This window comes from Citrobacter sp. S55_ASV_140 (assembly GCF_018919505.1).
In the GTDB taxonomy this organism is placed as follows: domain Bacteria; phylum Pseudomonadota; class Gammaproteobacteria; order Enterobacterales; family Enterobacteriaceae; genus Citrobacter; species Citrobacter werkmanii.
In genome coordinates this window covers 23,648-35,750 of the sequence record NZ_JAHLQZ010000007.1, presented here as the reverse complement: position 1 = coordinate 35,750, position 12,103 = coordinate 23,648, and the positions used below count along the sequence as shown (strand labels likewise).

Below are 12,103 nucleotides of genomic sequence, written 5' to 3'. Positions count from 1 at the left end.
ATTACACCTCATTAAAAAACTGCGTATAACTGGAATCACTGAAACCAAGCAGCATAGGCTTACCCGGCGCGCAGAGCAATGGGCGTTTGATAATTGCAGGCATTTCAATCATCAACGCGGCGGCGGCGTCCGCAGTAGTGATTTGGCTACGCGTGGCTTCATCCAGTTTTCGCCAGGTGGTTCCACGCGTATTGAGCAGCGGCTCCCAACCTAATTCGCTGATAAAGGACTGTAATAGCGTGTTGTCCAGGCCGTCGACGCGATAATCATGGAAGCGGTAGTCGATCCCTCGTTCTTCTAACCAGCGTCTGGCTTTTTTAATCGTATCGCAATTCTTAATGCCGTAGAGAGTAATCATCTGAATCCTTATTGATGGAATTTGAATATTTATGCCTATGTTTTGTGAACATGAATAATACATATTGTCATTCAGGCGTTATAGAGAAATATAACATTGTTGAACAAGGGTGAATAATGATTCCTGAAAGTTCCAAAACTATCGTATAAATGAAAATCAGAATTTGCCTGTTTGCATCAGCCTGTTTTTCCATCAGAATTGTCAAAGTAGTAGATGATGTATGAATATTTCAAAATGTTGCAGTAAGTCACATAAAATTTATGGGTTTAGCGCATAGTGATCACATATACCCAAACACGGGAGGATGTAATCACAACCATCGGTTAAATGATCTTCTTTTGATGATGATGATTTCGTAGAATGCTCATAATAATAAGAGAGGTTGTTATGATTGAACGTGAACTGGGGAACTGGAAAGACTTTATCGAAGTCATGCTTCGTAAATAATTTTCTGGAAGAAATTCATATCCTGCAAAGGATAAAAAAAGGCGACTCAACGTAAGTCGCCTTTTTTGTGTCCGATTATTCTGGGCGTGGCTTCAATGGGAAGCGTCGACGGACCAGCACAAAGAACAGGGGAACGAAGTAAATTGCCAGGATTGTGGCTGAAATCATCCCGCCCATTACACCGGTCCCCACCGCATGTTGACCGCCGGAACCTGCGCCATTGCTGATGGCCATCGGCAACACCCCAAAGATGAACGCCAGCGACGTCATCAGAATCGGGCGTAAGCGCTGGCGACAGGCATGCAGCGTGGCATCAAGCAGATCGTGTCCTTTCTCGTTCATCTCATTGGCGAATTCAACAATCAATATCGCGTTCTTCGCTGAGAGTCCGATAACGGTTAATAACCCGACCTGGAAATACACATCGTTTTCCAGACCGCGCATCCAGGTGGCCAGCAGCGCGCCAATAACCCCCAGCGGCACGACCAGCATGACGGAGAAGGGCACCGACCAGCTTTCGTACAGCGCCGCCAGACACAGGAACACCACCAGCAGAGAGATGGCGTACAGGGCGGGGGCCTGAGAACCCGACAGTCGTTCCTGATAAGACATCGCCGTCCATTCCAGGCCAAATCCGGTCGGCAATTGACGGACCAGCGACTCCATCACGTCCATCGCCGTACCGGTACTGACGCCGGGCGCGGCTTCACCGACAATCTCGACGGCAGAATAGCCGTTATAACGCTCCAGGCGCGGTGAGCCGGTTTCCCAGCGCGAGGTGGCAAAGGCCGAGAAAGGCACCATGCCGCCGCTATTATTGCGAACGTACCACAGGTTGATATCGTCCGGGAGCATGCGGTATTTTGCCGCCGCCTGGACGTAGACTTTCTTCACGCGGCCGCGGTCCATAAAGTCGTTAACGTAGCTGGAGCCCCAGGCCGTTTGCAATGTGTCGTTGATGTCGTCAATGGACACGCCCAGCGCCTGGGCTTTGCGCTGATCGATATCAATTTGCAATTGTGGACTGTCGTCGAGTCCGTTATGACGAACGCGGGTGAGGGACGCGTCTTTCCCGGCCAGCTCAATCAGCTTGTCGCGTGCGGCCATTAACGCGTCATGGCCCGCGCCGGCGTGATCCTGCAGTTCCATATCAAAACCAGCCGAACTTCCGAGGCCGCTAATGGCTGGAGGGCTGCTGGCGAAGACGCGAGCCTCTTTAATCTTATTAAACGCTTTGGTCGCGCGTTCGATGATGGCGAAGGAGGTCCCGGTGGTGGTGTCACGCTCATCCCAGTCTTTTAAACGCACGAACATACGCGCCACGTTTTGTCCGTTCCCGCCGGGGCCGGATCCTACCGTGGAAAAGACCGACATGATGTTGTCTTTTTCGTGGGTGAAGTAATACTTCTCTACTTCCTCTACCACTTTCAACGTTTGTTGTTGGGTGGAGCCGCTGGGGAGCTGTATCGAGGTGGTAAACATTCCGCGGTCTTCCAGCGGCAGGAAGGAAGTCGGCAGACGCAGGAACAGAAAGACCATACCGCCGAGCAGCAGAACGTAGATCAGGATCCAGCGCAGGCTGCGATGCAGGATCCGGGCAACGCCTTTTTCGTAGCGTTCGGCATTGCGGTTAAACATGCGGTTAAACCAACCGAAGAAACCGGTCTGCCCGTGTTGTTCGCCTTTATGCAGCGGTTTAAGCAGCGTGGCGCACAGCGCAGGGGTGAGGATCATCGCCACCAGAACGGACAGCACCATCGCGGAAACAATGGTAATCGAGAACTGGCGATAAATAGCCCCGGTAGTGCCGCCGAAGAAGGCCATTGGGATAAACACCGCCGACAGTACCATGGCGATACCGACCAGCGCGCCCTGGATTTGTCCCATCGATTTTCGCGTGGCTTCACGCGGTGAGAGGCCCTCCTCACTCATAATACGCTCGACGTTTTCCACTACCACAATGGCGTCATCCACCAGCAGGCCGATCGCCAGCACCATCGCAAACATGGTTAACGTGTTCACGCTATAGCCAAAGGCGTAGAGCACGGAGAAGGTACCCATCAGCACGACGGGAACGGCGATAGTGGGAATCAGCGTGGCGCGGAAATTTTGCAGGAACAGGTACATGACCAAAAATACCAGCGCGATCGCTTCCAGCAGCGTTTTTACCACGTCGATAATTGAGGCTTTTACGAAGGAGGTGGTTTCATACGCCACCTTATATTCCAGCCCGTGCGGAAAATATTGCGACAGCTCGTTCAGGCGGTTAATAACCAGCGTTGCCGTTGCCATTTCATTGGCGCCGGAGGCCAGCTTCACGCCCAGACCGGAGGCGGGATTACCGTTAAAGCGGCTGAGATAATCATACTTTTCAGCCCCCATTTCGACCGTCGCCACGTCGCCCAGTTTAACTTCCGAACCATCCTGGTTAACGCGCAGAGTAATATCGCGGAATTGATCCGGAGTCTGCAGCAGCGACTGGGCATTAATCGTCGCATTCAGCGCCTGTTTGTCCACTGAAGGCGTGCCGCCAAGTTGCCCGACGGCAATCTGCGCATTCTGTGACTCGATAGCGTCGGTCACATCTTTGGCGGTCATCTGGAAGCTGTTAAGTTTGGCCGGGTCGAGCCAGATACGCATGGAGTATTGTGAACCGTAGGCGTCGATATCCCCCACGCCGTTTATACGACTGAGCGGGTCCTGAATATTACTCGCCACATAATCGGCGATGTCCTGCTTATCCATGGAGCCATCGGTAGAGACGAAGGCGATGGTCAGAATATTGGTATCCCCGGTTTTGCGTACCGTGACCCCTTGATCCTGTACCGCCTGCGGCAGCTTACGCATTGCCGATTGCAGTTGGTTTTGCACCTGCTGTACGGCTTCATCAGGATCGGTCCCGGCGACAAAACTCAGCGTAACCGTCGCCTGGCCTGTCCCGCTGCTCTGTGATGACATATACATCAGATTATCGAGACCGGTCATATTCTGCTCGATGACCTGGGTCACGGTGTTTTCCAGCGTTTGTGCAGATGCACCAGGATAGTTGGCGGTTACCCGCACATTGGGCGGGGCCAGATCGGGATATTGCTCAACGGGTAGCGAAAAAATAGCCAGGGCTCCTGTCAGACACAACAGGATAGCTAACACCCAGGCAAAAATGGGGCGATCGATGAAAAAATTCGCCATTAAAAGGGGACCTCGTGTTTCTGCGTATCGTTATGGGTATGACTTGCTTCACTTTAGCGGCAAGGTACGGGGCAAACGTGGAGAAAAAAAGAAGATAATGTAAATTATCATGCCCGTTTACAGCATACCTTTTGTGCCAGCGCCGTCAGACCTGGATCCAGACCCGACGGCGCTTTGCGGTTCTTTACGTTAGCTTACTGTCGGATTCAGCCGAACGAAAACTGATGCTTACCAGCGTTCCCCCGCCGGAGGGCTGCGAGAAGGTCAACGTGCCGCTCAGTCTTTCCGCTCGTTCACGCATAATATTTAATCCATAGTGCCCGGTGGGCTCATGCGGTTCGCCAATGCCGATGCCGTTATCGCGAATATAAACCGTATGATTGCCATCCGGCGCGGTGACGCAACTGACGGCAATTTCGGTTGCGTTAGCATGCTTAATTGCGTTCAGTACCGCTTCACGAACAATCTGCAGCAGATGCACCTGCATTTGCGCATCCAGCGCCAGCGTAGGCAACCGGCAATCGAGCACCAGTTTAGCTGAGGTCTGATTTTGCAGCGTTTCCAGCATTTCATGCAGGGCGGAGGGTAAATCAGCCTGCTGTAAGGTCAGACGGAAGGTGGTCAGCAGCTCGCGCAGTTGACGATAGGCATCATTCAGCGCCTGAGAGAAATCCGCCATAATACTTTGTGCCGGAGCGTTATCCTCTGGAATCGAGCGCTTCAGCAGCGTGAGCTGAATGCGTAGATAAGAGAGCACCTGCGCCAGCGAGTCGTGCAGTTCACGTGCAATGGTCGCGCGCTCTTCCATTAACAACAGCTGCTGAAAATGTTTTTGCGCCTGGTTGAAGTACAACCCGCGTCCCAGCATAGAAGATACGCTGTTGAGCAGCGGGGTCGAGGCATTGACGTTTGGACTTTGCCAGTGCAGTTCGCCGTAGACGGTTTCCTGCATCGTGACCGGCAGGATTTGCATTGGCAGCTCGGGGCTTTTGCTCCCTTCACTAATCCGCCAGTTATCACCGACGGTAAGCTCCAGGAAATACGCGGCGTCATGTTCGCGGACAATCTGTAAAATATGGCGGAAGCAGTACACATCAATCTGACTGGTATTGAGCGCCTGAGAGCACTGATACAGCACTTCCAGACGGCGATTGGCTTCGTGGAGATCGTGGGTTTTCTCTGCGACCGAGGCTTCCAGTGAACGGTACAGCTTGTGTAATTCACTCGACATCTGGCTAAAGGTCTTGCCCAGCAGCCCCAGTTCGTTGGGTAAACCGGTATCCAGCGGTGGGATATCAAACTGACCGTGCTCAATATGCTGGCTGGCCATTACCAGCTTATTTAGCGGCCGCACCACCTGCTGGCGAATGCGCCGCAGGGTAAAGAAGACGAGCGTGAATATGCCAATCCCGCCTGCCAGCGAAATACCAAAAACCAGCATCACTTTGCGTTCGGCGTAATGTTGCAACGCCAGCACGAAGAGATCGATTTGATCGACATAGTTATTGATATTGGCCTGGTACCATTTTAAATCGCCATCGATCAGACGGGCGTTCATTTCCAGCCAGTTTGCATGCAGTCGTCCATAGCGACTTTTCACCGCTTGCGGTACATACCACGCATTCAGATTTTGTAATGCCGACGAGTTTAGCGCCTGCTGGAAAAGTTGGCGGTGGGCGTTGAGCTGCGGGCTTTGGCTTTGCAGATCGTAACCCAGACGGTAGCTTTGCATGCGCAATGAGCCAGCAACGTTGATGGCTTCAGCATCCCGCAAGCTGCTGGTCAGCGTGAGCAACGCAATACCCGTTGAGAGAATCGACAACAGCACGATGTAGAAAAAAGCCTTGGCCAGGCTGGCCGAGACCGGACGCTTTACCGTCACTTGTGCATCCTCACACAATACACGTCGCGCCTTGATACAGCCCGAACGATACGGTGTATTTGATAAATGTTAATAAAACGCCATGAAACTGGATGGTAACTGAAACACAATTTCATATGCGATGAAATAAATTGATCTGCCACAGGTTCTGGATAAATAGTTGTGCTTCCTGGGCAAATGAACATTGCCGCTTCCTTCCGTGTCGGTTAATAACAACAGTCATATAAAGAATAAGGTTTTTGCAACCAAAAAAGAAGGAAGCCATGAATCGTTTTATTATGGTCAATAGCCAGCAGTGCCTGGGTTGCCATGCCTGTGAGGTCGCTTGCGTCATGGCCCACAATGGCGAGCAGCATGTCCTGAGCCCGCGGCATTTTCAGCCCCGAATTACTGTTATCAAGCATCAGCAACAGCGCAGTGCGGTGACCTGCCACCACTGTGAAGACGCCCCCTGCGCCAGAAGTTGCCCAAACGGGGCAATCAGCCATGATAACGACAGCGTGCAGGTGAACCCGCAAAAGTGTATTGGCTGCAAATCGTGCGTCGTGGCCTGTCCCTTTGGCACGATGCAGATCGTACTCACTCCCGTGGCTAAAGGAAAGGTGAAAGCGACTGCGCATAAATGCGATTTGTGCCAGGGGCGTGAAGAAGGCCCCGCCTGCGTGGAAAACTGTCCGGCACAGGCGTTACAGCTGGTGACGGAAAACGCGCTTACCGGCCTGTCAAAAGCGCGCAGACTGCGTACAGCCAGTCTGGAGAGTCAGCCCTGGCACAGTAGCGCTACCGATTTTGTTCAGGATGCCATCACCAAACGTGAGCAAATGCAGGCGACGCCTGTGCGTGGTGAGCCAGATAAGCTGGCGATTGAAGCCCGAAAAACCAGCTTTGAAGAGATCTATCTGCCGTTTCGCACGGCGCAGGCGGAACGGGAAGCATCCCGCTGCCTGAAATGCGGCGACCACAGTATTTGCGAATGGACCTGCCCACTGCATAACCATATTCCGCAGTGGATAGAACTGGTCAAAGCCGGGAACATCGACGCGGCGGTTGAGCTTTCTCATCAGACCAACTGCCTGCCGGAAGTGACCGGGCGCGTGTGTCCCCAGGACCGGCTCTGCGAAGGGGCATGCACGGTGCGTAACGAGCATGGCGCGGTGACTATCGGTAATATTGAGCGTTATATTTCTGACCGGGCGCTGAGCAAAGGTTGGCGACCGGACTTAAGCCACGTACAGAAAGTGGATAGGCGCGTCGCGATTATCGGCGCGGGTCCGGCAGGCCTGGCCTGTGCGGATGTGTTAGCGCGAAACGGCGTTAGCGCCACCGTATACGATCGCCATCCTGAAATCGGCGGTTTGCTGACGTTTGGCATACCGGCCTTCAAGCTGGACAAAACGCTGCTGGCGCGTCGCCGTGAAATCTTCAGCGCCATGGGCATTCATTTCGAACTTAACTGTGAAGTGGGTAGGGATGTGGCGCTGGCGACGCTGCTGGAAGAGTACGATGCCGTATTTGTGGGCGTGGGGACCTATCGTTCCATGAAGGCGGACCTGCCGAATGAAGACGCGCCGGGCGTTTATGATGCGCTGCCGTTCCTGATTGCCAACACCAAACAGGTGATGGGGCTGGATGAACTGCCTGAAGAACCGTTTATCGATACCGCCGGGCTGAACGTTGTGGTGCTGGGCGGAGGCGATACGGCGATGGACTGCGTGCGTACCGCGCTGCGTCACGGGGCAAGCCAGGTTACCTGCGCCTATCGTCGTGATGAAGCCAACATGCCGGGTTCGAAAAAAGAGGTGAAAAACGCGCGCGAAGAGGGGGCGAACTTTGAGTTTAACGTCCAGCCGGTTGAGCTGGTGTTGAATGCCGATGGACGAGTCAGTGGCGTGCGTTTCTTACGTACCCAGCTTGGCGAGCCGGACGCGAATGGGCGTCGACGCCCGGTGCCGATCGCCGGGAGTGAGTTTGTTATGCCCGCAGACGCGGTGATCATGGCGTTTGGTTTCCACCCGCACGGTATGCCGTGGCTGGAGGCGCATGGCGTTAAGGTCGATAACTGGGGACGCATTGCCGCCAACGTTGAGAGCGCGTACCGTTATCAAACCAGTAACCCGAAAATCTTTGCCGGCGGAGATGCGGTACGCGGTGCGGACCTGGTGGTCACGGCGATGGCTGAAGGGCGGCATGCTGCCCAAGGGATCGTCGACTGGCTGGGCGTAAAATCAGTCAAATCTCACTAGCCGAAGGTCAAGACAAACCCGGTTTCACGGCGTAGTATTATTTCTCACTTCTCGCCGTGGAGCCGGTATGTCGCAAAAAATTACCCTCATCAAAGATAAAGTCCTTTCTGATAACTACTTCATCCTGCGCAATATTACCTATGATCTGACCCGAAGTAACGGTGAGGTGATTCGTCACAAGCGCGAGGTTTACGATCGCGGCAACGGCGCCACAATTCTGCTGTATAACGCGGAGAAGAAAACCGTGGTGCTCATCCGTCAGTTCCGCGTCGCGACCTGGGTCAACGGTAACGAAGACGGCCAACTGATTGAAACCTGCGCCGGACTACTGGATAACGACGAACCAGAAGCGTGTATTCGTAAAGAGGCGATTGAAGAGACCGGCTATGAAGTGGGGGAAGTGCGTAAACTGTTCGAACTCTACATGTCGCCGGGCGGCGTGACGGAGCTGATCCATTTCTTTATCGCGCAATACAGCGACAGTCAGCGGGCAAATGCAGGCGGCGGTGTTGAAGATGAAGATATTGAGGTTCTGGAGTTGCCGTTCACGCAGGCGCTGGAAATGATTAAAACGGGTGAGATCCGTGACGGCAAAACGGTGCTGTTGTTGAACTACCTGCAGTCGTCGCACCTTATGGATTAACCCTGAGTATTAATATTTCTTTACAAATAGACGGCCAATCCGACGATTCTTATTGAGCCACATCAGTCGCGCAAGGAAGATACCGCTTAGGCTGTGTGTTTTAATTCCGGGGTTGTACCGTCCATGCGCTATCGCGTCATTTTCATTTTTCTGCTCGGGCTGATTCCCGTCCGTTTGCTGTGGGCCGCGCCCGCGCAGCAGGCGTTTTCTGACTGGCAGGTGACGTGTAATAACCAGAATTTTTGCGTGGCGCGCAATACCGGAGAACATCACGGCCTGGTCATGACCCTCAGCCGCAGCGCCGGGGCGCACACCGATGCGGTGTTGCGTATTGAACTGGGAGGGCTGGAGCCTTCCCATGCTAAAGAGAGCGAAATTGCGCCGCGCCTGTTGCTGGATGGCGCACCGCTTTCGCTTAGCGGTGAGCACTGGCGTATTACGCCCTGGCAACTGATGACCGATGATCCGGTCACTATTAGCGCATTTTTACAAACCGTACAGGACGCGAAGGCAATAACCCTGCAAAAAGGCGCGCAAAATCTTTCACTGATCGGATTAAAAGCCGCATTACTGTTTATCGACGCCCAGCAAAAACGCGTGGGGAGCGAAACCGCCTGGATCGAAAAAGGTGATGAGCCGCCGCTCAGCGTACCGCCAGCCCCGGCCCTGAAAGGTGTGGCTGTCATTAACCCAACGCCAACGCCCTTAACGCAACAAGAGCGCAGTGAGCTGCTCGATTATGGTAACTGGCGCATCAATGGTATTCGCTGCTCGATCGATCCACTGCGTCGCGAGATGCGCGTCACGGCCCTGACGGATGACAAAGCGCTACTGATGATCGGCTGTGAAGCCGGGGCGTATAACACCATCGATCTGGCGTGGATTGTTTCACGCGCAAAACCGTTAACCTCCAGTGCCGTCCGTTTGAGTCTGCCATTTAAAACGGATGCCGAAAGTCGGGATATGGAACTGACCAACGCCACGTTTGACGAGAAGTCGCGGGAACTGGTCACCCTCGCCAAAGGACGAGGGTTGGCTGATTGCGGTATCCAGACGCGCTGGCGCTATGACGGACAGCGGTTTCGCCTGGCGCGTTATGCCCAGGAACCAAGTTGCGATAACTGGCATGGGCCAGATGCCTGGCCCACATTGTGGATCACGCGTTAAGCACTTTATGCGCTTTGGCGACGATGTTATCTACCGTAAAGCCGAAGAACGGGAACAATTTATCTGCCGGAGCTGATTCTCCATAACCGGTCATGCCGACAATTGCCCCCTTTAGACCGACATATTTGTACCAGTAATCGGCAATGCCTGCTTCCACCGCCACCCGGGCGCTGACGTTTGCCGGTAAGACCGATTCCCGGTACGCCTCATCCTGAGCGTCAAAAATATCGGTCGAGGGCAGAGAAACCACACGCACGTTACGACCCTCACCGGTCAGTTTTTCCGCCGCCAGCAGCGTAATTTCCATTTCTGAACCGGTAGCAATCAAAATAACATCCGGTTTACCGCCGCTGTCCTTCAGCACATATCCCCCGCGGGCAATCTGCTGCACCTGTTCAGGTGTACGCTCAACCTGCGCCAGATTTTGTCTGGAGAGGATTAGCGCCGTTGGCCCGTCATGGCGTTCGACCGCCAGCTTCCAGCCTACTGCCGCCTCAACCTGATCGCACGGTCGCCAGGTGCTGAAATTAGGCGTCAGACGCAGGCTGGCGAGCTGTTCGACGGCCTGGTGCGTAGGACCATCCTCCCCCAGACCAATCGAGTCGTGGGTATAAACCATGATTTGTCTGGCCTTCATCAACGCCGCCATGCGCGCGGCATTACGGGCATATTCGACAAACATCAGGAACGTGGCGGTGTACGGCACAAAGCCACCGTGATGGGCGATACCGTTGGCAATCGCGGTCATGCCAAACTCCCGCACGCCATAGTGGATGTAATTTCCGGCGGGATCCTCTTTAAGCGACGTAGATCCTTTCCAAATGGTCAGGTTGCTCGGCGCCAGATCCGCTGAGCCGCCAAGCAGCTCAGGCAGTATCGGACCGTAGGCGTTCAGGGTATTTTGCGAGGCCTTACGGGTGGCGATTTTGGCCGGATTAGCTTGTAAGTCGGTAATGTACTTCTGGGTCGTCTCTTCCCACTGTTCCGGTAGCCCGCCGCTCATTCGACGGGTAAATTCAGTCGCCAGCTGCGGGTGTGCTTGTTGATACGCCGCGAATTTCTCGTTCCAGGCCTGTTGCGCTTTCTCACCTTTTTCCCGTGCATCCCACGCCCGGTAAATCTCTTTGGGGATCTCAAAAGCAGGATGGTGCCACCCCAGCTTCTGTCGGGTTAGCGCCACTTCTTCTTCGCCCAGCGCGGCGCCGTGCGCTTCTTCTTTCCCGGCTTTATTCGGTGAGCCAAAACCAATCACCGTGCGGCAGATAATCAGCGATGGCTTATCGGTAACAGCCTGCGCTTCCTGAATCGCTTTTTTCACCGCCTCAGGATCATGACCGTCAATCTCATGCACCACATGCCAGTGATAGGCCTCAAAGCGTTTCGCGGTATCGTCGGTAAACCAGCCGTCGGTTTCGCCATCGATCGAGATGCCGTTGTGATCGTAGAAGCCGATCAGTTTGCCCAGTCCCAGGGTTCCCGCCAGGGAACAAACCTCGTGGGAAATCCCTTCCATCAGGCAGCCGTCGCCCATAAACACCCAGGTATAGTGGTTAACAATCTCATGATTCGGCTGGTTAAATTGCGCCGCCAGCGTGCGTTCGGCAATCGCCAGGCCAACCGCGTTGGCTAAACCCTGACCCAGCGGGCCGGTGGTGGTTTCCACGCCCGGCGTGTAGCCGATTTCCGGGTGCCCTGGCGTCTTCGAATGCAGTTGGCGGAAGTTCTTCAACTCCTCTAACGGCAAATCGTAGCCGGAAAGATGCAGCAGACTGTAAAGCAGCATTGAAGCGTGACCATTGGACAGAATAAACCGGTCACGATCGTACCAGGTGGGATCGGTCGGGTTATGGCGGAGGAAATCATTCCACAGTACTTCGGCGATATCGGCCATTCCCATTGGTGCGCCGGGGTGGCCTGAGTTAGCTTTTTGTACGGCATCCATACTTAGCGCACGAATGGCATTGGCAAGCTCTTTACGGGTCATAGGAAATACTCCTTGAAAAGTAAAGCGTTAGATGCGTGTGTTAATTCACACTTTTGGGAAAATTGCGGGCTGCACACGCAAAAAGCATAGCAGACAAGCATGGCATTGCTGGATTAAGCAGGTAACATGGCTGTTATAAGTTGATAACAAATTCTTTCTTTGAATGGCGAGAGTTTGGGGACCTTCAAAG

Annotated in this window: 8 protein-coding genes; 4 read left to right on the top strand and 4 right to left on the bottom strand. The window is 53.9% G+C overall.

Features of this window, described 5'->3' with window-relative positions; genetic code table 11:
• Position 1: 1 nt before the first annotated feature.
• Complete coding sequence (locus KQJ18_RS02605) at positions 2-358, bottom strand: ArsC family reductase (protein WP_069324475.1); 357 nt, start codon at positions 356-358, stop codon at positions 2-4.
• Between the two features lie 387 nt (positions 359-745).
• Here KQJ18_RS02605 and ypfM point away from each other — a divergent pair, with 387 nt between their 5' ends.
• Positions 746-805, top strand: a complete 60-nt coding sequence (gene ypfM, locus KQJ18_RS02600) for a protein YpfM (RefSeq protein ID WP_001386977.1) — start codon at positions 746-748, stop codon at positions 803-805.
• Between the two features lie 75 nt (positions 806-880).
• Here ypfM and acrD read toward each other — a convergent pair whose 3' ends face one another.
• Together acrD and narQ are read right to left on the bottom strand one after the other, a co-directional pair.
• A complete protein-coding gene (gene acrD, locus KQJ18_RS02595) occupies positions 881-3,994 on the bottom strand; it encodes a multidrug efflux RND transporter permease AcrD (RefSeq protein WP_069324476.1) in 3,114 nt (1,037 codons plus the stop codon).
• Between the two features lie 184 nt (positions 3,995-4,178).
• Positions 4,179-5,876 (bottom strand): nitrate/nitrite two-component system sensor histidine kinase NarQ, encoded by a 1,698-nt coding sequence (gene narQ / locus KQJ18_RS02590; RefSeq protein WP_087856429.1) that lies wholly within the window; start codon positions 5,874-5,876, stop codon positions 4,179-4,181.
• Positions 5,877-6,139: 263 nt separating this feature from the next.
• Here narQ and aegA point away from each other — a divergent pair, with 263 nt between their 5' ends.
• The 3 genes from aegA to KQJ18_RS02575 all read left to right on the top strand — a co-directional run bounded on the left by aegA (position 6,140) and on the right by KQJ18_RS02575 (position 9,929).
• Positions 6,140-8,119 carry a formate-dependent uric acid utilization protein AegA gene (gene aegA / locus KQJ18_RS02585; RefSeq protein ID WP_216421352.1) on the top strand — a complete coding sequence of 660 codons (1,980 nt, stop codon included), beginning with the start codon at positions 6,140-6,142 and terminating at the stop codon, positions 8,117-8,119.
• 67 nt (positions 8,120-8,186) lie between these two features.
• Positions 8,187-8,762, top strand: a complete 576-nt coding sequence (gene nudK / locus KQJ18_RS02580) for a GDP-mannose pyrophosphatase NudK (RefSeq protein ID WP_006683526.1) — start codon at positions 8,187-8,189, stop codon at positions 8,760-8,762.
• A 123-nt stretch (positions 8,763-8,885) separates the two neighbouring features.
• Complete coding sequence (locus KQJ18_RS02575; RefSeq protein ID WP_038642544.1) at positions 8,886-9,929, top strand: DUF1176 domain-containing protein; 1,044 nt, start codon at positions 8,886-8,888, stop codon at positions 9,927-9,929.
• On the opposite strand, the gene tkt is transcribed toward KQJ18_RS02575, so the two are convergent.
• On the bottom strand, positions 9,919-11,913 hold the full coding sequence (gene tkt / locus KQJ18_RS02570; RefSeq protein WP_121529387.1) for a transketolase: 1,995 nt from the start codon (positions 11,911-11,913) through the stop codon (positions 9,919-9,921). The two genes, KQJ18_RS02575 and tkt, sit on opposite strands and share 11 nt — an antisense overlap.
• Positions 11,914-12,103 lie beyond the last annotated feature (190 nt).

What these genes read in the sequence shown, in the direction of transcription:
- KQJ18_RS02605 (WP_069324475.1), bottom strand. Translation starts at nt 358, where the DNA reads ATGATTACTCTCTACGGCATTAAGAATTGCGATACGATTAAAAAAGCC.
- acrD (WP_069324476.1), bottom strand. Translation starts at nt 3,994, where the DNA reads ATGGCGAATTTTTTCATCGATCGCCCCATTTTTGCCTGGGTGTTAGCT.
- aegA (WP_216421352.1), top strand. Translation starts at nt 6,140, where the DNA reads ATGAATCGTTTTATTATGGTCAATAGCCAGCAGTGCCTGGGTTGCCAT.
- nudK (WP_006683526.1), top strand. Translation starts at nt 8,187, where the DNA reads ATGTCGCAAAAAATTACCCTCATCAAAGATAAAGTCCTTTCTGATAAC.
- KQJ18_RS02575 (WP_038642544.1), top strand. Translation starts at nt 8,886, where the DNA reads ATGCGCTATCGCGTCATTTTCATTTTTCTGCTCGGGCTGATTCCCGTC.
- tkt (WP_121529387.1), bottom strand. Translation starts at nt 11,913, where the DNA reads ATGACCCGTAAAGAGCTTGCCAATGCCATTCGTGCGCTAAGTATGGAT.